Origin of the sequence: Streptomyces sp. NBC_01431 (assembly GCF_036231355.1) — a bacterium.
Classification (GTDB): Bacteria; Actinomycetota; Actinomycetes; order Streptomycetales; family Streptomycetaceae; genus Streptomyces.
On record NZ_CP109496.1, the window covers coordinates 1,932,268 to 1,957,693 of the forward strand.

The 25,426-nt window shown below is 72.0% G+C and carries 19 protein-coding genes; 9 read left to right on the forward strand and 10 right to left on the reverse strand.

Features of this window, described 5'->3' with window-relative positions:
* Positions 1–36: 36 nt before the first annotated feature.
* A complete protein-coding gene (locus OG522_RS09075) occupies positions 37–3,129 on the forward strand; it encodes an alpha-mannosidase (RefSeq protein WP_329462431.1) in 3,093 nt (1,030 codons plus the stop codon).
* Positions 3,130–3,157: 28 nt separating this feature from the next.
* On the opposite strand, the gene OG522_RS09080 is transcribed toward OG522_RS09075, so the two are convergent.
* The 3 genes from OG522_RS09080 to OG522_RS09090 form a co-directional block, all read right to left on the reverse strand.
* Complete coding sequence (locus OG522_RS09080; protein WP_329462432.1) at positions 3,158–4,990, reverse strand: serine/threonine-protein kinase; 1,833 nt, start codon at positions 4,988–4,990, stop codon at positions 3,158–3,160.
* Positions 4,991–5,172: 182 nt separating this feature from the next.
* Positions 5,173–6,915 (reverse strand): pyruvate dehydrogenase, encoded by a 1,743-nt coding sequence (locus OG522_RS09085; protein WP_329462433.1) that lies wholly within the window; start codon positions 6,913–6,915, stop codon positions 5,173–5,175.
* Positions 6,916–6,942: 27 nt separating this feature from the next.
* Positions 6,943–8,382 (reverse strand): protein phosphatase 2C domain-containing protein, encoded by a 1,440-nt coding sequence (locus OG522_RS09090; RefSeq protein WP_329462434.1) that lies wholly within the window; start codon positions 8,380–8,382, stop codon positions 6,943–6,945.
* A gap of 260 nt (positions 8,383–8,642) precedes the next feature.
* On the opposite strand from OG522_RS09090, the gene OG522_RS09095 reads away from it, so the two are divergent.
* From OG522_RS09095 to OG522_RS09105, 3 genes are all read left to right on the forward strand, one after another.
* On the forward strand, positions 8,643–9,635 hold the full coding sequence (locus OG522_RS09095; protein WP_329462435.1) for a helix-turn-helix domain-containing protein: 993 nt from the start codon (positions 8,643–8,645) through the stop codon (positions 9,633–9,635).
* A 45-nt stretch (positions 9,636–9,680) separates the two neighbouring features.
* Positions 9,681–10,163 carry a DUF456 domain-containing protein gene (locus OG522_RS09100; RefSeq protein WP_329462436.1) on the forward strand — a complete coding sequence of 161 codons (483 nt, stop codon included), beginning with the start codon at positions 9,681–9,683 and terminating at the stop codon, positions 10,161–10,163.
* Between the two features lie 77 nt (positions 10,164–10,240).
* The gene (locus OG522_RS09105; protein ID WP_329462437.1) at positions 10,241–10,606 is read left to right on the forward strand and encodes a PPOX class F420-dependent oxidoreductase; all 366 of its coding nucleotides are present in this window, start codon (positions 10,241–10,243) and stop codon (positions 10,604–10,606) included.
* A 3-nt stretch (positions 10,607–10,609) separates the two neighbouring features.
* Here the strand turns inward: OG522_RS09105 and asnB are convergent, their stop codons facing one another.
* The 4 genes from asnB to rsgA all read right to left on the reverse strand — a co-directional run bounded on the left by asnB (position 10,610) and on the right by rsgA (position 16,729).
* Positions 10,610–12,451: an asparagine synthase (glutamine-hydrolyzing) gene (gene asnB, locus OG522_RS09110; RefSeq protein ID WP_329462438.1), complete on the reverse strand. Its 1,842-nt coding sequence runs from the start codon at positions 12,449–12,451 to the stop codon at positions 10,610–10,612.
* 177 nt (positions 12,452–12,628) lie between these two features.
* Positions 12,629–13,729: a calcium:proton antiporter gene (locus OG522_RS09115; protein WP_329462439.1), complete on the reverse strand. Its 1,101-nt coding sequence runs from the start codon at positions 13,727–13,729 to the stop codon at positions 12,629–12,631.
* A gap of 145 nt (positions 13,730–13,874) precedes the next feature.
* Entirely contained in the window at positions 13,875–15,239 is a 1,365-nt protein-coding gene (locus OG522_RS09120) for a DNA-3-methyladenine glycosylase 2 family protein (RefSeq protein ID WP_329462440.1), read from the reverse strand.
* 374 nt (positions 15,240–15,613) lie between these two features.
* A complete protein-coding gene (gene rsgA, locus OG522_RS09125) occupies positions 15,614–16,729 on the reverse strand; it encodes a ribosome small subunit-dependent GTPase A (protein ID WP_329462441.1) in 1,116 nt (371 codons plus the stop codon).
* A 709-nt stretch (positions 16,730–17,438) separates the two neighbouring features.
* Here rsgA and OG522_RS09130 point away from each other — a divergent pair.
* Positions 17,439–19,163 carry an ABC transporter permease gene (locus OG522_RS09130; RefSeq protein ID WP_329462442.1) on the forward strand — a complete coding sequence of 575 codons (1,725 nt, stop codon included), beginning with the start codon at positions 17,439–17,441 and terminating at the stop codon, positions 19,161–19,163.
* A 27-nt stretch (positions 19,164–19,190) separates the two neighbouring features.
* On the forward strand, positions 19,191–20,609 hold the full coding sequence (locus OG522_RS09135) for an ABC transporter ATP-binding protein (protein WP_329462443.1): 1,419 nt from the start codon (positions 19,191–19,193) through the stop codon (positions 20,607–20,609).
* A gap of 35 nt (positions 20,610–20,644) precedes the next feature.
* Here the strand turns inward: OG522_RS09135 and OG522_RS09140 are convergent, their stop codons facing one another.
* On the reverse strand, positions 20,645–21,040 hold the full coding sequence (locus OG522_RS09140) for an ArsR/SmtB family transcription factor (RefSeq protein ID WP_329462444.1): 396 nt from the start codon (positions 21,038–21,040) through the stop codon (positions 20,645–20,647).
* Positions 21,041–21,189: 149 nt separating this feature from the next.
* Here OG522_RS09140 and OG522_RS09145 point away from each other — a divergent pair, with 149 nt between their 5' ends.
* Both OG522_RS09145 and OG522_RS09150 read left to right on the forward strand, forming a co-directional pair.
* Positions 21,190–21,453 (forward strand): hypothetical protein, encoded by a 264-nt coding sequence (locus OG522_RS09145; RefSeq protein WP_329462445.1) that lies wholly within the window; start codon positions 21,190–21,192, stop codon positions 21,451–21,453.
* A complete protein-coding gene (locus tag OG522_RS09150; protein WP_329462446.1) occupies positions 21,450–21,842 on the forward strand; it encodes a VOC family protein in 393 nt (130 codons plus the stop codon). Before OG522_RS09145 ends, OG522_RS09150 begins: the two co-directional genes overlap by 4 nt.
* Here OG522_RS09150 and OG522_RS09155 read toward each other — a convergent pair.
* Positions 21,782–22,501, reverse strand: a complete 720-nt coding sequence (locus tag OG522_RS09155; protein WP_329462447.1) for a helix-turn-helix domain-containing protein — start codon at positions 22,499–22,501, stop codon at positions 21,782–21,784. The genes OG522_RS09150 and OG522_RS09155 overlap by 61 nt on opposite strands.
* A 33-nt stretch (positions 22,502–22,534) precedes the next feature.
* Entirely contained in the window at positions 22,535–23,719 is a 1,185-nt protein-coding gene (locus OG522_RS09160; protein WP_329462448.1) for a YihY/virulence factor BrkB family protein, read from the reverse strand.
* Positions 23,720–23,736: 17 nt separating this feature from the next.
* Between OG522_RS09160 and OG522_RS09165 the strand changes: the two genes are divergently transcribed.
* Positions 23,737–25,371: an acyl-CoA dehydrogenase family protein gene (locus OG522_RS09165; RefSeq protein ID WP_329462449.1), complete on the forward strand. Its 1,635-nt coding sequence runs from the start codon at positions 23,737–23,739 to the stop codon at positions 25,369–25,371.
* Positions 25,372–25,426 lie beyond the last annotated feature (55 nt).

The window sequence follows — 25,426 nt, forward strand, 5'->3', positions numbered from 1 at the left end:
AGGGAAACCCTTGGAGGGAGAACCGAGGAGTCGCGAATGCATGACGACCGATCGCTGGTGGAGGGCCGCCTGGAGCGGGCCCTGCGGCAGTTCGTCCGGCCGGCGCAGTACGCCGCCCGGGTACCGCTCGCCCTGGCCGTCTGGCACGCGCCGGGCGAGCCGGTACCCGTCGACCGGGCGTTGACCGCGGCATACGAGCCGTTCGAGACCGGTACGGAGTGGGGCCGGCCCTGGTCGACCAGCTGGTTCCGGATCGAAGGGCGGGTGCCCGAGACCTGGGCCGGACGCAGGGTGGAGGCGGTCCTCGACCCCGGTTTCACCGGAGCGGGTCCGGGTTTCCAGGCGGAGGGGCTGGTGTACGACGCCTTCGGGGTCCCGCTGAAGGGCATCCATCCCCGCAACCGGCATATTCCGGTGGCGGCGCCCGCGGCGGGCGGCGAGGAGGTCTCGCTGCTCCTTGAGGCGGCCGCCAATCCGGAGGTGCTGCACGACTTCGAACCGACCCCGCTCGGGGACGTTCGGACCGCCGGGCATCGGCCGATGTACCGATTCGCGACTGCCGATCTCGCCGTACTCGACCACGAGGTGTGGCATCTGGTGCTGGACGTGGAGGTGTTGTCGGAGCTGATGCGCGAACTGCCCGCCGACCGCTCGCGGCGGCACGAGATCCTGCGGGCCCTCGAACGCATGCTGGACGCCCTCGACCTGCACGATGTGGCGGGCACCGCGGCCGCCGCCCGCGCCGAGCTGGCCCCTGCGCTGTCCCGTCCGGCGGTGCCCAGTGCCCACCGGGTCTCGGCGACGGGCCATGCCCACATCGACTCGGCGTGGCTGTGGCCGCTGCGCGAGACGGTCCGCAAGGCCTCCCGCACCTTCGCCAATGTGACGGCGCTCGCCGCCGACTACCCCGAGCTGGTCTTCGCCTGCTCCCAGGCCCAGCAGTACGCCTGGGTGCGCGACCACCAGCCACACATCTGGCGTCGCATCAAAAAGGCTGTGGAGCAGGGGAATTGGGCTCCAGTCGGCTCGATGTGGGTGGAGTCGGACGCCAACATGCCGGGCGGCGAGGCGCTGGCCCGCCAGATCGTGCACGGCAAGCGGTTCTTCCTCGCGGAGTTCGGTGTGGAGACGCAGGAGATCTGGCTGCCCGACTCCTTCGGCTACACCGCGGCGTTCCCGCAGCTCGCGAAGCTGGCCGGGGTGAAGTGGTTCCTCAGCCAGAAGCTCTCCTGGAACCAGACGAACCGGATGCCGCACCACACCTTCTGGTGGGAGGGCATCGACGGCACCCGCGTCTTCACGCACTTCCCGCCCGTGGACACCTACAACTCCCAGCTGCACGGCGCCGAACTCGCCCATGCGGAACGGAACTTCAGCGAGAAGGGCCTCGCCACCCGCTCGCTCGTCCCGTTCGGCTGGGGCGACGGCGGGGGCGGCCCGACCAGGGAGATGCTGGAGAAGGCTCGCCGGCTGCGCGATCTGGAGGGCTCGCCGCGGGTCACTGTCGAGAAGCCGTCGGCGTTCTTCGCGGCCGCCGAGGCCGAGTACGGGTCGCAGGCCCCGGTGTGGTCAGGTGAGCTGTATCTGGAGCTGCACCGGGCGACCTACACCACCCAGGCGAAGACCAAGCAGGGCAACCGGCGCAGTGAACACCTGTTGCGTGAGGCCGAGTTGTGGGTGACGGCCGCGGCGCTGCACTCCCCCGGGTACAACGTCCCCTACGACAATCTCGACCGGTTGTGGAAGACGGTGCTGCTGCATCAGTTCCACGACATCCTGCCCGGTTCGTCCATCGCCTGGGTCCACCGCGAGGCCCGGGATACGTACGCCCGGGTGTGCGAGGAGCTGGAAGCGATCATCGCGGGCGCGGTCGCGGCGCTGGGCGGCGAAGGGCGCACGGCGGTCCTCAACGCCTCACCGTACGAGCGGCGCGAGGTGGTCGAGACCGCGGCCGAGAACGCCCCCGAAGGCCAACCGCTGGCCGCGGGCCGAGCCCTGCTCGCCGTCCGCGCCCGCCCGCTCTCGGCGACGAGGACGACGGACGCGACTCCACCGACGACGCAAGTGACGGTCCGTCAGATCAGCTCAACGATCGTCCTGTCCAACGGAATGGTCGAGGTCACCGTCGACCGGGAGGACGGGCTCCTCACCTCGGTGCGTGATCTCGTCGCCGACCGGGAAGTCCTCGCCCCCGGCAGCCGGGGCAACCTCCTCCAGTTGCATCCCGATCACCCCAACCAGTGGGACGCCTGGGACATCGACCGGCACTACCGGCGGCGGCACACCGACCTCACCGCCGCGGACGCGGTCGACCTCGTGGAGCGGGGTCCGCTGCGCGCGGCCGTGCGGGTGGTGCGGAGCTTCGGGAGTTCGCGGATCGTGCAGGAGATCCGGCTGGCCTCGGGCAGCGGGCGCGTCGACATCGTGACCGACGTCGACTGGCGGGAGTCCGAGAAGGTGCTGAAAGCGGCCTTCCCGCTCGATGTGCACGCCGAACGGTCCACGGCCGAGATCCAGTTCGGGCACGTGCACCGCGCCACCCACGTCAACACCGGCTGGGACGCGGCCCGGTTCGAGATCTGCGCGCACCGCTGGCTGCGGGTGGCCGAGCCGTCGTACGGGGTGGCCGTGCTCAACGACTCGACGTACGGGCACGACGTGACCCGGGAGCCGCACGCCGCCGGGCTCGGCACCACCGTACGGCTGACGCTGCTCAGGGCGCCGCACAGCCCTGACCCGGCGACCGATGTCGACCGGCACCGCTTCACCTACGCGCTGCTGCCGGGGGCGCGGGTGAGCGATGCGGTCGCGCAGGGGCTCGCGCTGAACCTGCCGTTGCGGCTCGCCGCGGCGGCCGAGGTCGCCCCGCTGGTCGAGGTGGATTCGCCGGCGGTGACGATCGAGGCGGTGAAGCTCGCGGAGGATCGCGGGGGCGATGTGGTGGTGCGGCTGTACGAATCGGCCGGCGGACGGGTCCGGGCGACGCTGCGGCCCGGGTTCCCCTGTGTGCGGGCGCACGTCACCGACCTGCTGGAACGGCCGCTGGACGAAGCCCCACTCTCGGCGGACGGAATCGCCCTGGCCCTGCGGCCGTTCCAGATCGTGACGCTCAGGCTGCACAGGGGCTGAGGAGGGGAACCGGCCCGCAGGGCGATGCTCAGTAGGGCACGGTGCCGCACCAGGTCTCGGCCCAGGCCGAGGGGCCGTACTTGTTGGCCGCTCGCACCGCGACGCAGATCTCGTCGCCGGAGAAGGGACCGTTGATCGTGTAGCTGGTGCCGCCGGTGGAATAGACGGTGTCGACGTTCTTCTTCGTGAAGTTGCTGCCCTTGTTGGTGTAGTGGACGTCGTAGCTGGTCGCTCCGGAGACGGTCGACCAGCTCACCGTGAGGGGCATGGAACACGCGCCGACACAGGAGTTGTTGTACATGACCTTGTAGCCCTTCATGTCGGCCGGCGGGGAGCCCGCGGACGAGCCGGTGGACCCGGACGAGCCCGAACCACCGGACGCTCCCGCCGATCCGGCCGGACCCGAGGAGCCGGAGCCGCCGCCGACGCCGCCACCGGCGCCCCGGGTGGAACCGCCACCACCGGGCGAGCTCCCCGCGCCACCGCCCGGGGAAGCCGAACTCCCGCCGCTGGGCTGGCCGTTCTGCCCCGCCGTGTCGCCCTTGCCCTTGTCGCTGGCTCCCGGGGACGGCGAACTGCTCGCCGCGCTCGGTGAGTTGCTCACGGCGGGTGCGGCGGGGGCACTGGCGCCCGCGCTGGCGCCGGCACTGCTGCTCGGCGGTTTGGCGTGCGCTTCGCCGCCGCCGTCACTCGCCCAGGGCTGGAGCACGGCGAACGTGCCGCCACCGACCGTGAGCACGGCGATGACGGGCAGCACGATGATCCTGCGCCGGCGGTGGGGCCGTGGGTGGGGTTCGCGTGTCGCGACGACGCCGTCCATCACGACGCCTTCGGGGGGCCCGGCCTGCGGCCGCAGGCCGATGGTCGCCCGGTCCACCGGCTCCTCCCGCAGGGGCGCCGCCTCGGCGTCGAGCAGCCGCGCGGACTGCTGGGCGAGGCGCGCCACCACGCGGGCGGGCAGCCAAGGGCCGCGCGAGGTGCTCGGTCGGGTCCGTTGCGGGTCCGCCAACAGCTCCTCGACGCCGGGGCGTTGGTCGATGTCCTTGGTCAGACACCGGGTGATGAGCGCGCGCAGCGAGTCGTCCTCTACGCCCGCCAGATCGGGCTCGCCCTCCACGATCTGGAACATCACGGCGTGCTGGTTGCTTGCCCCGTGCCCGAACGGCAGCTGCCCGGTCGCCGCATAGGTCAGCACGCACCCGAGCGTGAACACGTCGCTCTTGACCCCGGCGCTCTGGCCGCGCACCTGCTCCGGCGACATGAAGCCGGGAGAGCCGACGGCCATCCCCGTACTGGTCAGCAAGGATTCGACGGACGTCTCAAGGGCCCGAGCGATCCCGAAGTCGATGACCTTCGTGCCGTCCACGGTGAGCATCACGTTGGAGGGCTTCAGGTCGCGGTGCACGATCCCCGCCCCGTGAATGTCCTTGAGCGCCTTCAACAGGCCCTCGGCGAGGGCGTGCAGGGACTCGGCCGGCAGCGGTCCGTACCGCCGCACGATCTGTTCGAGCGAGAGTCCGGGAACGTAGCCCGTGGCCACCCACGGCGGCTCGTCACCCGGGCCCGCGTCGAGCACCGGCGCCGTGTACCGCTCGCCGACCTTGCGCGCCGCCTCGATCTCCCGCCGGAACCGCGCCCTGAACTGCTCGTCGGACACGTGCTCCTCGTGCACGACCTTCACCGCGACGGTGCGGCCGCTGTCCGAACGCGCGAGGAACACCCGCCCCATACCGCCGGCGCCGAGCCGCCCCAGCAGCAGATACGGTCCGATGCGCGCGGGGTCACTGGCCGCGAGCGGCTTGATACCCCCGTCGACGTAATCGTCCTTCTCGCCGCGTCCGTCCCCGTTCGTATCGCTCATGATGGTGTGGCTCCCCCGGCCCTTCTCGCCTGGTCATCGGCGTAACCCGGTTGAGCGTAGTCGCTGTTGGGACGCCGAGTGAAGGTGAGGACGCACGGGGCGCGCGGGATGGTTCTGAGCGGTCCGGTGAAGGGGTGGTGTGCCTTTCGCGACCGTCCCGGACGGCGCCGGGACCGTGGTTCTCATGGCCTGGGCACGTTGCGGAGGTTGGAGCGGGCCATCTGGAGCATGCGGCCCACCCCTCCGTCCAGGACCATCTTGCTGGCGGACAGGGCGAAGCCCGACACCATCTCGGCGCTGATCTTCGGCGGGATCGAGAGCGCGTTGGGGTCGGTGACGATGTCGACGAGCGCCGGATCCTTGTGCCTGAAGGCGTCCTTGAGGGCGCCCGCGAGCTGCTTGGGCTTCTCCACCCGCACCCCGTAGGCCCCCGCCGCGCGGGCGATCGCCGCGAAGTCGGTCTTGCGGTTGGTCGTGCCGTACGAGGGCAGACCCGCGACCAGCATCTCCAACTCCACCATTCCCAAAGAGGAGTTGTTGAACAGCACGATCTTCACGGGCAGCTCGTACTGCACCAGGGTGAGGAAGTCGCCCATCAGCATGGAGAACCCGCCGTCGCCGGACATCGAGATCACCTGGCGCCGACGGTCGATGAACTGGGCCCCGATGGCCTGCGGCAGGGCGTTGGCCATCGAGCCGTGACTGAACGATCCAATGATCCGGCGCCTGCCGTTGGGCGAGATGTAGCGGGCCGCCCAGACATTGCACATGCCGGTGTCGACGGTGAACACCGCGTCGTCGTCGGCCAGTTCGTCCAGGACGGAGGCGACATACTCGGGGTGGATCGGGACGTGCTTGTCCACCTTGCGGGTGTACGCCTTGACGACGCCCTCCAGCGCGTCCGCGTGCTTCTTCAGCATCTTGTCCAAAAACCGCCGGTCGGTCTTGGCCCGCACGCGCGGTGTCAGACAGCGCAGGGTCTCCTTCACGTCGCCCCACACCGCGAGGTCCAGCTTCGAGCGGCGGCCCAGGTGTTCGGGACGCACGTCGACCTGAACGATCTTGACGTCGTCGGGCAGGAAGGCGTTGTAGGGGAAGTCGGTGCCGAGCAGGATCAGCAGGTCGCACTCGTGGGTCGCCTCGTAGGCGGCGCCGTACCCGAGAAGGCCGCTCATCCCGACGTCGAACTTGTTGTCGTACTGAATCCATTCCTTGCCGCGCAGGGCGTGTCCGACGGGCGACTTGATCCGCTCGGCGAACGCCATCACCTCGGCGTGCGCCCCGGCGGTGCCGCTGCCGCAGAACAGGGTGACCCGCTTCGCGTGGTCGATGAGGGCCGCGAGCTTGTCGATCTCGCTGTCGCCGGGGCGCACCGAGGGCAGGGAGGTGACCAGGGCGTGGTCGATCGCCTTGTCGGGGGCGGCTTCGGATGCGATGTCGCCGGGCAGCGTGAGGACGCTGACGCCGCCGCGGCCGATCGCGTGCTGGATCGCCGTCTGGAGCACGCGGGGCATCTGCTTGGGGCTGGAGATCAGCTCGCTGTAGTGGGAGCACTCGCGGAACAGCTGGTCGGGGTGGGTCTCCTGGAAGTAGCCGAGGCCGATCTCCGAGGACGGGATGTGGGAGGCGAGGGCGAGGACGGGGGCCATCGAGCGGTGGGCGTCGTACAGGCCGTTGATGAGGTGGAGGTTGCCCGGCCCGCAGGACCCGGCGCACGCCGCCAGCTTCCCGGTGAGCTGGGCCTCCGCGCCGGCCGCGAAGGCGGCGACCTCCTCGTGCCTGACCTGGATCCAGTCGATGGCGGAGTTGCGGCGGATGGCGTCGACGACGGGATTCAGGCTGTCGCCGACGACCCCGTACAGCCGCTTCACGCCCGCGCGGGTGAGGATGTCGACGAACTGCTCTGCAACGTTCTGCTTGGCCATGGGGCCATCAACCCACGGCCCCCGCGGTTACGCCTCCCAGACTGCGACAGCCGTACGGTCGTCGGCGTACCCCTTCACCCTGAGCTGTACGTCGGCGAGGAACGAGGCGAGGCCCGGCGGCTCGGGGCGGGCCCAGCGCTCCGCCAGTTCCTTGGCGAGGGCGGGCTCGCCGAGCAGGGGTTCTGCGAGGCCGCCGCTGCACAGCAGGAGAGTGTCACCGGGGCGCGCCACCGAGGCCCGGAAGCGGAACGGTTCGCCCGGCGGCGGGGGCGGGTCGATGTAGGGGCGTGCGGGCTCGACGGTACCCAGGTCCATGGTCAGGTGGTCGCCCCGCGGGGTCTGGGCGGGGGGCGAGCCGAAGCCGACGACGGGCTCCCCCGACACGGCTCCCGGCTCGGGCACGGCGGGCTCGATGTCCTGCCAGACGCCGTCGCGCAGCCGGAAGAGTCCGCCGTGCCCGACGCCGAAGAACACCCGGGTGCGGCAGCCGGGGTCGGCGGAGAGCAGCAGGCAGCGCAGGTCCGCGGTGTACTCCTCGGGCTCGGCGCCGAGCTCGGCGGCGCGGGCCCGCAGCATGCCGTAACTGCGGTCGGTGAGGCGGTGAAGGCCGGACTTGAGGTCGCCTCTGCGGGCCGCCCTGATGTCCTCGGCGAGCCGGTGGTGGCTGCGGCCGATGGCGCCGCCGATCCAGCGGCAGGCGTCGGCGGCGGCGAGGTGTGCGGCGTGGGTGGCTCGGGCGCCGCTGGCGACGGCCACCAGGACAAGGGCGTTGTCGCCGGTGCCGAACCGGGCGGTGAGCAGGGCGTCGCGGCGCGGTTCGCCGCGGTAGCGGGCGGAGTCGCCCCGACAGGAGGCCGCCCGCAGCACGTACGAGCCGTAGCGGGCGCCGTCCAGGACGGTGTCGGCCACGAGGTCGTCGAGGGTGTGGGGGTGGGCGGTGGGGAGTGCGGTGGGTTCGGCGTCGTAGGTGGGCGGGCCGTCGCCCACATGGCCCGTGCGGGGCCCGGGGAGGGGGGTGAAGGTCTCGTCGGGGGCGGTTTCCGGTTCCGCGGGGGCAGGCGGAGCGGTGACCGGACCCGTGGCCGACGGGGTTCGTGGTGCCCGCCCTCCCCCGAGGTCTCGGCCCGCCTCCACCGGCGAAGACCCCGATCGCCCGGCGGAACGTTCGCCCACCGCGTGGGGGGTTTCCCGCTCCTCGGTCCAGCCCTCCAAAAGCGCTGGGGCGGTGGGCGGGGGTGGAGCGTCCGGCACGGATTCCCACCAGGCCCTGGGGGCACGTGGTTCGGGTGGGGCATCAGGTGGCGGCCCGCTCTCCGGAACGTTCGAACTCACCGTGTGCGACGCCGAGTTGAAGCGGTCGTCGAGGCTTTCGCCCGAACCGCCGGGACCGGCGTCCGGTGCCGACTCGTCGTACAGCCGGCTCCACCAGTCGTCGCCCGAAGGCGGCCTCTCCCCCTGCTGGCTCATGCCCTTATTGTCCACCTCCCGGGGCGTACGAAAACGGGGCATCGGGAAAATCTGGTCAACGCGCACAGGTGGCAAGGGCATCCGGAAGTCCGCCGGGCGACCCGGCCCCCAGGGGAAGGAAACCCGGCTGTTCCCTGAGGCTGTTGGTGCTGCGGTGGCTCGGCGTTGGCAGAGCGACGGGAGATACGACGATGATGTCGGGAGGCGGTTTGCGCCGGGGCGGTTTCTCGCCACCGGATGGTTGAGGGGGGCGGTTCGGGGTGCTGAGAGCGATAGGTCTCGACGAGACGCGGGAGTCGGCGTACCGCGCCCTGGTCGCGGTGGGCGCGGCCGACGTGGCGGACCTCGCGCACCGGCTCTCGCTGCCCGAGAGCGAGACCGAGCGCGCGCTGCGCGGCCTGGAGCGGCAGGGCCTGGCCGCCCGGTCCTCGGCACGCGGCGGGCGCTGGGTGGCGGCCCCGCCCCGGGTGGCGCTGGGCGCGCTGCTCACCCAGCAGCGCCACGAGCTGGAGCAGGCGGAGCTGGCGGCGGCCCTGCTCGCCGAGGAGTACCGGGCCGAGGCCGCCGAGCCGGCCGTGCACGACCTGGTCGAGGTGGTGACCGGCGCGAGCGCGGTCGCGCAGCGCTTCCACCAGTTGCGCCTGAGCGCCACCGATGAGGTGTGCGCCCTGGTCACCGGCGGGCCCGGGGCGGTGACCGGCATGGACGACGAGGCCGAGGAGCGGGCCTCGATCCGCGGGGTGAGCCACCGGATGGTGATCGAGCGCGAGGTGCTCTCGCTGCCAGCCGGAATCGCCGAGCTGTCCGCCGCGCTGCGCCGGGACGAGCGGGTGCGGACGGTGGAGCGGGTGCCGACCGAGCTCGTCATCGCGGACCGCAGCCTCGCGATGGTGCCGCTGACCGGGCCGGACACCGAACCGGCGGCGCTGGTGGTGCACGCGAGCGGGCTGCTCGAATCCCTGATGGCCCTGTTCGAGACGGTGTGGAAGGACGCGCTGCCGCTGCGGCTCGGCGGCGGGGGCCGGGGCATCGTCGAGGAGGGACTGGGGCCGGACGGGACCGACCTGGAGATCCTGTCGCTGCTGCTCGCCGGGATGACGGACGCCAGCGTCGCCAAACAGCTGGAACTGGGGCTGCGGACCGTGCAGCGCCGGGTCAAGGGCCTGATGGGGCTGACCGGCGTGACGACCCGGCTCCAGCTCGGCTGGCACGCCTACGAGCGCGGCTGGGTGGCCCGCCGACCGGGCCGGTAACCGCCCGGAACTGCGGAAACGAGCCGTTTACCGCACCCTTGACAGATGGGCGTGTGGCAGCTGCTCGGGGTCGCCGCGGTGATGCTGATGGGCCTGGGCGGGGTGCTGGTCCCCGGCGTCCCCGGCCCGGCGATCGTGTGGGCCGCCGTCGCGTGGTGGGCCCTGGCCGACACCACGGGCCTGGCCTGGGGCGTCCTGGCCGGCGCCACCGGCGTGCTCCTGCTGAGCCAGGCCCTCAAGGCGCTGCTGCCGCCGCGCCGCTTCAAGGAGGCCGGGGTGGCCAGAAGGTCGGTGCTGACCGCGGGAATCGCCGCGGTCGCCGGGTTCTTCCTGCTGCCGGTGGTGGGCGGCATCGTGGGGTTCGTCGGTGGCCTCTACGGCGCGGAACGGCTCCGTCTCGGCAGCCACGGCGACGGCTGGGCCTCGGCCCGTACGGTGCTGCGGGCGGGCGGCTACTCGGTGATGGCCGAGCTCTTCGCCTGCCTCCTGGTGGTGGGGGCGTGGGCGGGCGCGATGATCTGGGGCTGAACTCCGCTGCCCGCCGACCGAAGTCCTCGGTCAATTTCCCGATGACGGTGCGGTGGCGGGCGTGTGAGGGTGGCCCCATGACCGAATTCAGCGAGGCCGAGCGCGCGTACCTCAAGAGCCAGCGGCTCGGCCGGCTGGCCACCGTTGACGCCAAGGGCCAGCCGCAGGCCAACCCCGTCGGGTTCTTCCCGCAGGACGACGGGACGATCCTCATCGGCGGCCACGCGCTCGGCACCACGAAGAAGTGGCGCAACCTCCAGGGCAACCCGAGGGCCGCCCTGGTGGTCGACGACGTGGTGAGCGTGCAGCCGTGGAAGGTGCGGGGTGTCGAAATCCGCGGCGAGGCCGAACTCCTCACCGGGCCCCACGAGTTGGGCCCGCACTTCAGCGAGGAGCTGATCCGCGTCCACCCGCGCAAGATCCACAGCTGGGGTCTTGAGTAGCCCCTACGCCAGTTTCACCTCCGGCTTGTACAGGTCCAGCCAGATCGCCAGGTCCAGCGCGCGCTCCAGACCGCGCCGCGAGGCCTGGTGGATCTGCGGGGCGCTCACCTCGGCGGCCCGGCGCAGGCCGTCGCGGTCGATGAGGTCGAAGACCGGGTGGGAGGGCCGGGCCAGCAGGTCCTTGGCGTGGCCCTGGAGGGCGACGGCGTACTTCGGGTCCTGGGTGGACGGGTAGGGGCTCTTCACCCGGTCGTACACGGACTGCGGGATGACGTCCTTGGCCGCCTCGCGCAGCAGGCTCTTCTCACGGCCGTCGAAGGACTTCACCGACCAGGGCGCGTTGTACACGTACTCGACGAGCCGGTGGTCGCAGAACGGTACCCGCACTTCGAGCCCGACGGCCATGCTCGCGCGGTCCTTGCGGTCGAGCAGGACGCGGACGAAGCGGGTGAGGTGGAGGTGGCTGATCCTGCGCATCCGGTACTCGAAGTCGCTCTCGCCGTCGAGGCGTTGGATCGCGGCGACCGCGGTGTCGTACGAGTCCTTGATGTAGGCGGGAACGTTCAGCGCGGCCGCGAGGTCGGGGCGCAGCAGGCCGGAGTCGTCGCCGAACTGCTCGGCGAACTTGACGAGCCAGGGGAAGGTGTCGGCGCTCCGGGCCTCCTCGTCGAAGAACTGCTTGTAGCCGCCGAACACCTCGTCCGCGGACTCGCCGGACAGGGCGACCGTGGAGTGTTCGCGGATCGCCTTGAACAGCAGGTAGAGCGAGGCGTCCATGTCGCCGAAGCCCATGGGGGTGTCGCGGGCCCGGATGACCTTGGCCCGCACCTCGGGGTCGGCGAGCGACTGGGCGTCCAGGACGATGTCCTGGTGGACGGTGCCCGAGCCGCGGGCCACGTCGTGGACGTAGGGGGTGTCGGGGGTGGCGCGCAGCTCGTCGGCGACGAAGTTCTCGGTCTGACCGACGAAGTCCACGGCGAAGCTGCGTACTTGCTCGCCCACCTCGCCGAGCTGGCGGGCGGCGAGCGCGGTCAGCGCCGAGGAGTCGAGGCCGCCGGAGAGCAGCATGCAGCGCGGCACGTCGGCGACGAGCTGGCGCCGGACGATGTCGTCGAGCAGTTCGCGGACGTGGGCGATGCTGGTTTCGCGGTCGTCGGGGTGGGGGCGGGTTTCCAGGGTCCAGTAGGTGTGGGTGCGCAGGCCGCCCCGGTCAAGGGTGACGACGGTGCCGGGCTCGACCTCCTTCATTCCGTCCCACACGGCGTGGCCGGGCGTCTTGACCAGGGTGAACAGCTCGCGCAGGCCGTCGAGCGAGACGGAGCGGCGGGCCAGCGGGTTGGCGAGGATCGCCTTGGGCTCGGAGCCGAAGAGCACGCCGTCGGCGGTCTCGTAGTAGTAGAAGGGCTTGATGCCCATGCGGTCGCGGATCATGACCAGGCGCTGGACGCGCTCGTCCCATATCGCGAAGGCGTACATGCCGTTGAGGCGCTCGGCGACGGACTCGCCCCATTCGAGGTAGCCGTGCAGGACGACCTCGGTGTCGGAGTCGGTGGTGAACCGGTGGCCCCGGGCGGCCAGTTCGGCCCGGAGCTCGGTGAAGTTGTAGGCCTCGCCCGAGTAGACGAGGGCGACGGTCTTGCCGCCGGCCTCGACGGTCATGGGCTGGCGGCCGCCGGGAAGGTCGATGATCGCGAGCCTGCGGTGGCCGAGAGCGGCCGGTCCGACGGCCCAGACGCCCCGGTCGTCGGGGCCCCGGCAATCCATCGTCTCGGTCATCGCGTCCAAGGTGTCCCGCTCGGCGCGCAGGTCACGGTCGAAGGAGATCCAGCCGGTGATGCCACACATGGTTCCTCCTGCTTTCGCCTCCGGCCGGAGGGGGGACGTGCCGCCGACCGAATCAGATGTATCGAGCACCTACCTTTGGATCGTGTGACGCGCGGGGCGGTCCGTCAACACGGCTGTAACGCGGCTGACTTGAAAGCGCCGCCTACTCGGCCGGGAACGTATGCCGGGGGCGGGCCGCTACGGGCTGACCGCGAGCACGATGTACGCGGCGAACAGCGAGAGGTGCACACCGCCCTGCATCAGGGTGGCGCGGCCCGGCACGACGGTGAGGATGCCGACCGCGACGGTCAGCGCGAGCAGCACCATGTGGCTCGCGCCGAGGCCGAGCACCAGTGGCCCCGAAAGCCAGACGGACGCGAGGGAGACCACGGGGATGGTCAGGCCGATGCTGGCCATGGCCGAGCCGAGTGCGAGGTTCAGGCTGGTCTGTACACGGTCTCGGCGGGCGGCCCGTACCGCGGCGATGGTCTCGGGCAGCAGCACGAGCAGAGCGATCACGACGCCCACCACGGAGACGGGCAGCCCGGCCGCGACGACCCCGCTCTCGATGGTCGGCGAGACGCCTTTGGCGAGGCCCACCACGGCGACGAGCGCGACGCCGAGCAGGGCGACGCCGGTCCAGGCGGTGCGCGCGGAGGGCGGGTTGGCGTGCTTGTCGTCCCGCATCACCTCGCCCAGCTGGGTGACCGGCAGGAAGTAGTCGCGGTGGCGCACGGTCTGGGTGGCGACGAAGAGCCCGTACAGGAACACCGAGGCGATCGCGGCGAAGATCAGCTGCGCCGGCGAGAACTCGGGGCCTGGCTTGCTGGTCGTGAAGGTCGGCAGGGCGAGGCTGAGGCCGGCGAGCGTGGTGACCGTAGCGAAGGCGGTGACGGTGCCCTCGGCGTTGAACACGGCGAGCCTGCGGCGCAGGGCGCCGATCAGTAGGCACAGCCCGACGATGCCGTTGCAGGTGATCATCACGGCGGCGAAGACGGTGTCGCGGGCGAGGGTGGCGCTCTTGACGCCGCCGCCCGACATCAGGGTGACGATCAGCGCGACCTCGATGACCGTCACCGCTACCGCGAGCACGAGCGAGCCGAACGGCTCGCCCACCCGGTGCGCGACCACCTCCGCGTGGTGCACCGCGGCGAGCACCGAACCGGCCAGGAAGCAGGCGACGAGCGCGACGAGTACGGCGGGCAGCGAACGCCCCCAGGTCAGCGCGAGCAGCACCACGGCCAGCAGGGGCACAAGCGCCGACCAGCGGTCCAGGGGGAGGCGCGCGAGACGGATCATGCCTCCGACGCTCCCAGAACCGGCCCGGCCCCGCCCGTCGGACAGAGCCTCACGGGGCCACCGGGCAAGCCGCCGCGAGGACGCGGCCCACCGCGCGCCAGGTCCTCGGCGTCCGGACCTCGCCCGCCGCCTGGTCGGACCGCTCCTAGGACCTTCGGTGCAGCTGGCGGTGGGCGTACGAGCGCCACGGCCGCCAGGCGTCCTCACCCGGCTCGCCCGAGCCCACGTCCGGGTCACCGAGTGCTCGCCTGCGGATCAGCGCGACGGTGTCCTCGGTCATGCCAGGCAGCGTACGGAGCACCCGTGCGGCTTCCTCCCGGTCGGCTCCGGCATCCAGGCGCAGCGCGCCGTCGGCGAGGGCGGTCGCGAGCGCGGCCAGCGCGGGATCGGGGTGGTCGGCGAGCAGCGCGGGCTCGGGGAAGAGGTGGGTGAGCGTGCCGCACGGCACGTCCAGACGTTTCCCGTACGCCTCGATCAGCGCGGCGGCGCGGACCCGCCCGATCAGCGCCCGCACCGCGCACTCGTCGGGATCCGCGGCGCCCGGCGAGCGCAGCCCCGGGGTCCCCGCGACCAGCGGGGCAAGGCGCGGGTCGGCGCCGAGCCGCTCGTCGACGGCGTACGGGTCGGCGTCCAGGTCGAACAGGCGGCGAAGGCGCTGCACGGCGGTGGTGAGGTCGCGCAGGTCGGTGAGGTGGATCCGGGCGTCCAGCCAGCCCTGGCTGGCCGCGGCGGGCGCGGGGCCCGCCTCGTCCACGGCCGCGATGCCAGTGCCGTGGGGCAGCCGCAGGGTGCGGCGGTAGGTGCGGGCGCCCGACGCGCCGACGACCTCCTCGACGTGTTCCACCGCCTCGGCCGCCAGCAGGTCGAACGTCTCCTTCGTCGCGTACGCGCCCCGGTGAGCGAGCCGGAGCGGAATCCCGGCCGCCGCCGCGACGGCGGGCTTCGTGGCCCGGGTGCCCGTCTCCTCGCGCAGGGCGCTGGGAGTGCGGGCGTAGATCTGCCGGATGGTGTCGTTGAACTGCCGCACGCTCGCGAAGCCGGCGGCGAACGCGATCTCGGTGACCGGGAGCCCGGTGGTCTGGAGCAGCACCCGGGCCGTGTGGGCGCGCTGGGCCCTGGCCAGGGCGACCGGGCCCGCGCCCACCTCGGCGGTCAGCTGGCGCTGCACCTGGCGGGTGCTGTAGCCGAGCCGGGTCGCGAGGCCCGGTACGCCCTCCCGGTCCACCACGCCGTCGCCGATCATGCGCATGGCCCGGCCCACGACGTCGGCCCGCGCGTTCCACTCGGCGGAGCCGGGCACGGCGTCCGGTCGGCAGCGCCGGCAGGCCCGGAAGCCGTGGCCCTGCGCGGCGGCCGCGCTGGGGAAGAAGCGGACGTTCTTGCGCCGCGGGGTGACGGCGGGGCAGCTGGGCCGACAGTAGATGCCGGTCGTCGCCACGGCGAAGAAGAACTCCCCGTCGAATCGGGCGTCCCTGCTGCTGACGGCCTCGTACCGCGTGTCCTCGTCCATCACCCCTCCAGTGTGCGGTGCCCCGTGCGGGGTGGCTGGCGGGTTTCGGACGGGGAGGTCCTCCCCCGAGGCCCGCCCCGGGGGTGCCCGGGGCTGCCCCCGGCCTCCGCTCGATGCCGGCGTTCGGCACCGGACCGTGCGGGGCCGCTCGCGCAGTTCCCCGCACCCCCGAACCCCGCCTCCGACCCCAGGCCGCGCATCACTGCACGCGCCTCAACCCCGGCGTTCGGCACCGGACCGTGCGGGGCCGCTCGCGCAGTTCCCCGCACCCCCGAACCCCGGACCGCAGACCGAGCATCACTGCGTGGCCGGTCACGCAGCTTCCCCCGCCCCCGGCGGCGCCGAGTACGGGCGGGATTCGGCGCGCGGGCCGGTCAGCGTAGGTGGCCGCGCTTCAGTGCTGCGTTCGCACGGCCCTCGGCCCCCTTCGCTTTCCAGTCTCGTCGAATCTCCGCCCGAACCCGCGCGTCCGTCTTCGCCACGATGCGCTGGTTCTCGCGCGTCAGCTTGCGGTAGCTGTCGAGGCGGCGCTGCGCGAGCGAGCCGTCCTCGATCGCGATGAGCACCGCGCATCCCGGCTCCGCCTCGTGCCCGCAGTCGTGGAAGCGGCAGTCGGCGGCCAGTTCCTCGATCTCGGCGAAGACCTGGCCGACGCCGGTCTCCGCGTCGTAGAGGCCCACCCCGCGCAGGCCGGGCGTGTCGATGAGGACGCCACCACCGGGCAGCACCAGGAGGTTGCGGGTGGTCGTGGTGTGGCGGCCCTTGCCGTCGACTTCGCGGGACGCCTGGACCGCCATCACGTCCTCCCCGAGCAGCGCGTTGGCGAGCGTGGACTTGCCCGCGCCGGACTGTCCGAGCAGCACACTCGTACCGCCCGCGACGAGCGCGCCGAGAACGTCGACGCCCTCGCCTGTCGCCGAGCTGAGCGGTAGCACCCGCACCCCGGGCGCGGTGGTCTCCACGTCCTGGACGAGGTAGGAGAGGCCGACGGGGTCGGGGACCAGGTCCGCCTTGGTGAGGACGACCAGCGGCTGGGCGCCCGACTCCCAGGCCAGGGCCAGGAAGCGTTCGACGCGTCCGAGGTCCAGCTCGACCGCGAGCGACACCGCGATGATCGCGTGGTCGACGTTGGCCGCGAGGATCTGCCCCTCGGACCGCTTGGAGGAGGTGCTGCGCACGAACGCGGTCCTGCGCGGCAGGTACGCCCGTACGAAACGGGGGTCGCCGGCCGGTTCGACGGCGGCCCAGTCGCCGGTGCAGATGACGCGCATCGGGTCGTGCGGGGTGACGAAGGCGGTGTCGGCGCGCAGCGTGCCGTCGGCGGTCACCACGTCGCACTGACCGCGGTCGACCCGGACGACCCGGCCGGGCACCAGGCCTTGTTCGGCGTAGGGGGTGAACTCCGCGGCCCAGCCGTCGTCCCAGCCGTATGCGGCGAGCGGGCGCGACGAGGTGGAGGTGTTGAACGCGGGGAGGAACGAGGAAGACAAGGGGAACCCTTCACAAGGGTGGCCCCGGCGCCACGCGCACAGGCGTGGAGGAAGAGGTCGGTCAGCCGGAGACCACGGGGATGCGATTGATGAACTTCTGGATGCGGGCAGCGCCCATCGCAGTGACAGTCATCGGTCACACCCCCCTGGTGGGTTCACGGTTCGACACCGGCGGCACACGCGGCCGGTGGACGACGCCCACCATAGAACTCCCGCCCGCGGGCGCGCCATTCATTTTTTCGCGCTGCCCGTTCGCGTGGTTCCCGAACTGGCCGCCGCGAGGCTTCCGTTCGTCCTCCGGCCCGCCCGGCGTGCCCGGCGCGAGGGCGGACGGCCGCCCACCCTTATTTGCGTATTAGCGCAATAAACGGCAGACTGCACGAGTCGCAGGAAACCGCATCACCGAAAGGGGGCAGTCATGGACGCCGATCCTCCCAGTCCGCGCTGCCCCGCCGGCAGCCTCTGACACCCCCCGCCCCGAACGCGGGGCGGTGCGGCGCTGCTGCCGCGGTGCGACCGGATCCCCGGGGCCCCCGGCCCTGCATCCCCCTTTTTCTTTCTCACCACGTCGGGCTCCGCCGCGCCCGGGTGCGCCCTCGCGCCCCGCGGTCCGCCGGGCCCCCGGCGTGGTTGGAGGTTTCTTGTGATGTCGCTTCGCACGAGCCGTCCCGCGTCGCGGGTCCCTTCCCGGAAATGGGGTCTCCCCTGCTTGAGCAGGGTCGAGAGCTCGGGGAAGGGCCGCCTGGCCCGGCTCAGCTGGGTCGACGCGGTGGTCGCCGCGGCCGTGCTCGTCCTCTTCTACGTCATGCTCCAGGTCGGCCACGGGACCACGGTCCGCTTCTCCACCGACCAGTCCCTCAAGGTCGACACCGATCCCGCCCAACTGCCGTACGACGCCGCGCGCTCGCTGCTCCGCATGTTCATCGCGCTGGCCGCATCGATCGTCTTCACCTTCGGCTACGCATTGGCCGCCGCCAAGAGCCGGCGCCTGGAACGCATCCTGATCCCGGCGCTCGACATCCTCCAGTCGGTGCCGGTGCTCGGCTTCCTCACGGTCGCCGTGACCGGGTTCATCGCCCTGTTCCCCGGCTCCATGCTGGGCCTCGAATGCGCCTCGATCTTCGCGATCTTCACCTCGCAGGCGTGGAACATGACGTTCGGCTTCTACCATTCGCTCACCTCCCTGCCGCGCGAACTCGACGAGCTGTCACGGTCGTTCAGGTTCAGCCGGTGGATGCGGTTCTGGAAGGTCGAGCTGCCGTCCGGCATGATCAGCCTGGTCTGGAACGGCATGCTGAGCTTCGGCGGCGGCTGGTTCTTCCTCGTCGCCTCCGAGGCGATCAGCGTCAAGAACAAGGACTACGCGCTGCCCGGCGTCGGCTCGTACGCGGGCGCCGCCATCGCCGACGGCGACCTCGGCAAGGTCGGCTGGGCCATCCTCACCATGGCCGTCATGGTCATCGGCGTGAACTTCCTCTTCTGGCGGCCGCTGACCGCCTGGGCCGAGAAGTTCAAGAACGAGCAGTCCGAGGCGAGCGAGACCCAGCGCTCGGTGGTCCTCGACTTCCTGCGCCGCTCCACCTGGCCGCAACTGCTCGGCAAGGCGTTCCGCCCGGTGGGGCGGGCGCTGGGCCGCGCGGGCCGCGTCTTCGGCACCGACGACCGGCCGCTGAGCGTCGACCCGGGCCGCCGGCGCACCGGCGACATCACCTTCACCGTGGTGGCGGGAGCCCTGATCCTGTGGGGTCTGTTCGACCTCGGCCGCTATCTCCACGACGAGACCGGCCTCGGCGTCTTCGGCGAACCCCTCCTCCTCGGCCTCGCGACGCTGGCCCGGGTCGTGGTCCTGGTGGCCGCGGCCACCGTGATCTGGGTGCCGATCGGCGTGAAGATCGGCTTCTCACCGCGGCTGACCCGGATCGCGCAGCCGGTCGTGCAGGTACTCGCGAGCTTCCCCGCCAACTTCCTCTTCCCGCTGGCCGTCTGGTTCTTCCTCAAGACGGGTCTGTCCATCGACATCGGCGGCATCCTGCTGATGGCGCTGGGCGCCCAGTGGTACATCCTCTTCAACACCATCGCGGGTGCCATGTCGATCCCCAGCGACCTGCGCGAAGCAATGAACGACCTGGGCGTACGCGGCTGGCAGCGCTGGAAGCGGCTGATCCTGCCCGGCATCTTCCCCTCGTACGTCACCGGCGGCATCACCGCGTCCGGCGGCGCCTGGAACGCCTCGATCGTCGCGGAAGTCGTCACCTTCGGCGGCACCACGCTGACCGCCACCGGCCTCGGCGCCTACATCGCCAGGGCGACCGCCTCCGGCGACTTCCCGCACCTGATCGCGGGCGTGGCGGTGATGAGCCTGTACGTCGTCGGCCTCAACCGCCTTGTGTGGCGCCGCCTGTACCGGCTCGCCGACACCCGCTTCGCCCTCTGACATCCCTGAACTCCTCTGGAGCCCCTCATGGTTCTGAACACCTTCCGCACCCTGCGCAACGCACGGCGCGCCCTCGTCGAGAACGCGCCCCGCCCCGCCGACGGCGAGCTCCTGCTCGAAACGGTCGGCCTGACCAAGGCGTACGCGGGCGCCGACGGCGAGCTGCCCGTCCTCGGCGGCATCGACCTCCAGGTGCGCGCCGGCGAAGTCGTGGCGCTGCTCGGCAAGTCCGGCTCCGGCAAGTCGACGCTGCTGCGCTGCCTGGCCGGCCTCGTGCCGCCGAGCTCCGGCACGGTGTCCTACCGGGGCGCCCCGCTGACCGGCGCCAATCCCGGAACCGCGATGGTGTTCCAGACCTTCGCGCTGCTGCCCTGGCTCACCGTCCAGCAGAACGTCGAACTGGGCCTGGAGGCACGGGGCATACCGGCCGACGAGCGGGCCGGGGCGGCGGGTCAGGCCATCGACCTGATCGGCCTGGACGGCTTCGAGTCGGCGTACCCCAAGGAGCTGTCGGGCGGCATGCGCCAGCGCGTCGGGTTCGCGCGGGCGCTGGTCGTCGAACCGGACGTGCTGATGATGGACGAACCGTTCTCGGCGCTCGACGTGCTGACCGCGGAGAACCTGCGCGGCGAGCTGATGGAGCTGTGGGAGTCGGGTCAGTTCCCGACCCGGGCGATCGTCCTGGTGACCCACAACATCGAGGAGGCCGTCCTGATGGCGGACCGGATCGTGGTGCTCGGCTCGCGGCCCTACGGCACGATCCGCGAGACGTTCGAGGTCGCTCTGGAGCGGCCGCGCGACCGCGACTCACCCGACTTCGCGGAGCTCATCGACCGGGTGTACCGCACGATGACGGGCCGTACGAAGGAGACGCTCCCCCCGGTCCTCAACTCCGTTCGAGCAGGCGAGGTCCCGGTCGCGGGCCGCGCCGAGGGCGTTGAACCGGACCGCCGCACCCCCGCGAACACCCCGCTGCCCGGCGCCGGGGTCGACGGCCTGTCGGGCCTGGCGGAGATGGTCGCCCACCGGGGCGGGGACTGCGACCTGGCGGACCTCGCCGACGACCTCGGCCTGGAGATCGACGACGTACTGCCGCTGGTGGACGCGCTCGAACTGCTCGGCTTCGCGGCCGTCAGCGGCGGCGACCTGGTCCTGACCGACCGGGGCAGCACGTTCGCCGGCGCCGACGTCCAGCGCTCCAAGCGGATCTTCGCCGAGGCGGGCTTGGACGTCCCCCTCGTCCGCCTGATCACCACCAGCCTGCGCCAGAGCCCCGACGGCACCCTGCGAGCGGGCTTCTTCCGCGACGTACTGGCCCACCACTACACGAGCGAGCAGGTCACCCGGCAACTGGAGACGGCCACGGACTGGGGGCGCTACGGGGAGCTGTACGGGTATGACGCGGAGCGGCGGGAGTACCGCCTGGACGATGGGGCGGCGGCGTGAAGGCGCCCCGCCCGCCGGGGGTTCGCGGGCCGGTGCTATTCGGTGACGGGGCGCGGGACCCTCGCCCTGCGGGTCGCGCGGGCCGGGGCCTCAGCGGTGGCAGGGGCACTGGCGGCGTCCTGCGGCGACACGCCCAGTGCCACTACCGACGCCTCCTCCAACAGGCCCCGCACGCCCGGCCCCGCCGCCCGGTAGTAGATCCGGGTGCCCTCCCGCCGGGAGGTGACGAGCCCGGCCGAACGGAGTTTGGACAGGTGCTGGGAGGTCGCGGCGACATGCGCGCCGATGAGCTCCGCGAGCGCGCTCACCGGCAGTTCGGCGCCGCTCAGCGCCCACAGCAGCCGGTATCGCGAGGGGTCCGCCACCGCCTTCAGGACGGTGACCGCCCGGTCGGCCCGTTCCGCGTCCCAGCTCTCCATTTGCGCTCCCATGCAAATAGCGTAGCGGAGCCCGGTCCGGCCGGTCCGGGCTCCGCTCCGTCCCACCGCCCGGCCAACCGCTCCCCCGCGGGCGGCCAAACCTCGTCAAAACCCGCCTTCTTCACGTAACCGGAATCCCGCCGCGTCCGGTTGCGCCGTGCGTGAGTCTGCTGCGCAAGATCCGCGGTACCGGACGGGTGGCCAAGGACGCGCCGCCCCGCCCGACTCCCGACGCCTTCCCCGCACTCGCCGGATCAGCACAGGTCCGCTGCGTGGACGCCGGATCGTGCAATGGCTGCGAGATCGAGATCGCCTCGGCGTTCGGGCCGCTGTACGACGCCGAGCGGTACGGCGCCCGCCTCGTAAGAGCGTGTCCGTTTCGTACAAGACCCGCGCGCGATGCGCTGCCTACGGTGGGGCCATGACTCCACGACTCGACGCCTTCGGCCTGGTAGTGGCCGACATGGCGGCATCTCTGGCCTTCTACCGCCGTCTCGGCCTGGAATTCCCCGCCGACGCGGACACCCAGCCGCATGTGGAGTGCACGCTCCCCGGCGGCACCAGGGTCCTGTGGGACACCGAGGACACCATCCGCTCCTTCGACCCCACCTGGACGCGGCCCACCGGCGGCACCCGTACGGAACTGGCCTTCGAGTGCGCCTCGCCCGCCGAGGTCGACACGGTGTACGAGGAGCTGGTGGGGGCCGGATATCGGGGCCACCTCAAACCGTGGGACGCGTTCTGGGGCCAGCGCTACGCCACTGTCCACGACCCGGACGGCATGGCCGTGTCGCTGTTCGCGGCGCTCACGTAATCGGTCAGCGTCATCTGGGCGAGCGAGCGCATCTCCCGGGCGAGATGCGCCTGGTCGCTACAGCCCGCGGTGACGGCGGCCTCGGCGTACGGCATGCCCCGCCGTACCAGAGCGAGGGCGCGCTGGAGCCGCAGGACGCGGGCCAGCGTCTTGGGCCCGTAGCCGAAGGCGTCGAGGGAACGCCGGTGCAGTCGGCGGGCGCCGAGACCGGCCTCGGCGGCCGTCGCGGTGACGCTCCATCCGGCGGCGAGGCGCTCGGCCACCGCCCGCATCAACGGGTCCGGGGCCGGGGTTCTGGCCAGGGCCACGGCTTCGAGGGCGGCGGCCGGATCGGCGGCCTCGCCGATGCGTTCGGCGAGCCCGCGCACCTCGGCGCCGGGCCAGATCAGGTCGAGCGGCACTCGCTCGTCGCGCAGTTCGTGCGCCGGGACGCCGAGGACGGCGGGGCCGTCGCCGGGCGCGAAACGGACCCCGGCCCAGCGCGTGCCGGAGCCGGGCGCGTACGCGTGGGTGTCGGGGCCGGCCACCAGGAGCCGTCCCCCGGACCAGAGCAGGTCCATGCAGCCGTCCGGCAGGACGGGCCGCACCGCGCCGGTACCGGACTCGGCACGGGTCCAGACCACCGCGCCGGGCACCTGGGAGGGCCGCTCTCGGTACATGCCTTCGAGGGTAGTGCGAGGTGTGCCGCCCGGTCAGTCGCGTTCCCGCGGGGGCTTCTCCTCGGGCTTCTTCGGGGTGTGCAGCCGGGACTTCACGTCGTCCGGGGGCAGGAACCTCGACCAGCGTTCGGGGAACTCGGACGGCATCCCGGGGTCGTTCGCGTCGTCGGGGTCGTCGTCGGCGTCGTCGTCGGGGTCGTCGTCGGGGTCGAAGAGCGTCTGCTGGCCGGGCTGGGCGCGGGCGACGAGCTGCGCCGCCTGGGCGGTGCGCACCCGGTCGCTGGCGGCGCGGGCGGCGGCCGTGGCGACGGACGGCCAGACCCGGTCGATGGCGGCGTTGACGGCCGCGCCGACCAGCACCGCGAACGCGGAGATGCCGATCCACAGGAGCACCGCGATGGGGGCGGCGAGCGAGCCGTAGATGGTGGGGCCCTCGACGGTGCTGGTCAGGTAGATCCGCAGCAGGAAGGAACCGAGCACCCACATCGCGAGCGCCACCAGGGCGCCCGGCACGTCCTCGATCCACGGCGAGCGGACCGGCACCGAGACATGGAACAGCGTGGTCAGGAAGGCGATGGACAGCAGGATCATGGTGGGCCAGTACAGGAAGCTGATCACGTCCGTGCCCCACGGGACCAGCTCCACCACGCGGTCCGGGCCGACCACCGCGAGCGGCAAAACGACCGCGCCGATCAGCAGCGCCACGATGTACAGGAGCAGCGAGAGCATCCGGGTCTTGACGATGCCGCGGTGCCCGTCGAGTCCGTACATCACGGTGATGGTGTCGATGAAGACGTTCACCGCGCGCGAGCCCGACCACAGGGCGATGGCGAAGCCGATCGAGACGATGTCGGGGCGCTTGCCCTTGGTGACGTCCTCCAGGAGCGGCTGGGCGAACTCGTGCACGCCCCGGTCGGACAGGACCGTGCCCGCCGCGTTGAGGATGTTCTGCTCGATGCTGGCGACGGTGTGGGTGCTGGTCCAGCCGTCCACGTAACCGAGCAGCGCGATCACACTGAGCAGCAGTGGAGGCAGCGAGAGGAGCGTGAAGAACGCTGCCTCGGCGGCCAGGCCCAGGATGCGGTACTCGACACACGAGTTGATGGTGTCCTTCAGGAGCAGCCAGCCCAATTTCCGCTTGGAGACGTTGCGGTAGAGGACGCGGGCCCGATGAAGGCGGCCGGATGTCCGCTCGGGTGTTTCATTTGCTGGCTGCACGTCCTTACCGTATCGGCATGGCAGCCACCACCCACACAGTGACCAACCAGGCTTCGCCCCTGGTGGGGTACGACGTCTTCACCGCCGACCGGGCCCTCAGCGAGGCCGTCGAGCGGCACACAGCGCCGGAACTCCTCGACGGCGTACGAGAGGAACTCACGGAGCTGGGACACAGCGCGGGATCGGCCCAGGCCCAGCAGTGGGGTGCCCAGGCCAACGAGAACCCGCCGAAACTGCGCACCCACGACAGGTACGGCAACCGGATCGACGAGGTCGAATTCCACCCCAGCTGGCACCGGCTGCTCGGGCACGCCGTGACGGCCGGGCTCACCGACGCCTGGGGACGGCCTGCCGGCCACGTGCGGCGCGCGGCCGGGTTCCTGGTGTGGACCCAGGCGGAGGGCGGGCACGGATGTCCGGTTTCCATGACGCACGCGGCGGTGCCCGCGCTGCGCACCGACCCCGCGCTCGCCGCCGAGTGGGAGCCCCGGCTCACCTCGCACGTGTACGAGGAGGGGCTGCGGCCCGCTTCGCGCAAGGGCGGGGTGCTCTTCGGGATGGGCATGACGGAGAAGCAGGGCGGCAGTGACGTCCGGGCGAACACCACGTCGGCCGTGCCGCTGTCGGCCGACGGCGAGTACCTGCTCACCGGGCACAAGTGGTTCTGCTCGGCGCCGATGAGCGACGGCTTCCTGGTGCTCGCGCAGGCGCCGGGCGGGCTCACCTGCTTCCTGGTGCCGCGCGTGCTGGAGGACGAGACGCGCAACGCGTTCGCGATCCAGCGGCTGAAGGACAAGCTCGGCAACAGGTCGAACGCGTCGAGCGAGGTCGAGTTCGACGGGACGTGGGCGCGCCGGGTCGGCGAGGAGGGGCGCGGGGTGCGCACCATCATCGAGATGGTGGCGGCGACCCGGCTCGACTGCGTGATCGGCTCGGCGGCCATCATGCGCCAGGCCGTCGCGCAGGCCGTCCACCACGCCTCGTACCGCAGCGCGTTCGGCGGGCTGCTCGTCGACAAGCCGCTGATGCGCAACGTGCTGGCCGATCTGGCGCTGGAGTCGGAGGCCGCGACGACGCTGGCGCTGCGCCTCGCGGCCGCCTACGACGTCGACACCGAGCAGGAGCGGGCGTTCTTGCGCCTGGCGGTCCCGGCGGCCAAGTACTGGGTCACCAAGCGGTGTACGCCGGTGGCGGGCGAGGCGCTCGAATGTCTGGGCGGCAACGGGTACGTGGAGGAGTCCGGGATGCCGCGGCTGCTGCGCGAGGCGCCGCTGAACTCGATCTGGGAGGGCTCGGGCAACGTCCAGGCCCTCGACGTGCTGCGGGCGCTCCAGCGCGAGCCGCAGGCGCTCAACGCCTTCCTCCAGGAGGTCGGCAGGGCGCGCGGCGCCGACCACCGCCTGGACGGTGCGATCAAGGACCTGCTGACCGAACTCGCCGACCTGGACGGCATCGAGGCGCGGGCGCGGCGCCTGGTGGAGCGCATGGCGCTGGTGCTCCAGGGGTCGCTGCTCGTGCGCTGGGCACCGCCCGAGGTCGCGGACGCGTTCTGCGCCTCACGGCTCGGCGGTGACTGGGGTGCGGCCTTCGGCACGCTGCCGCACTCGCTCGATCTGGCGTCGGTGGTGGAGCGGGCCCGCGCCGAGGTGTGAGCGAGCGGCCGTGCGAGCGGCCGGAAATGGATGCCCGCGACGCGACCGTCGGGGG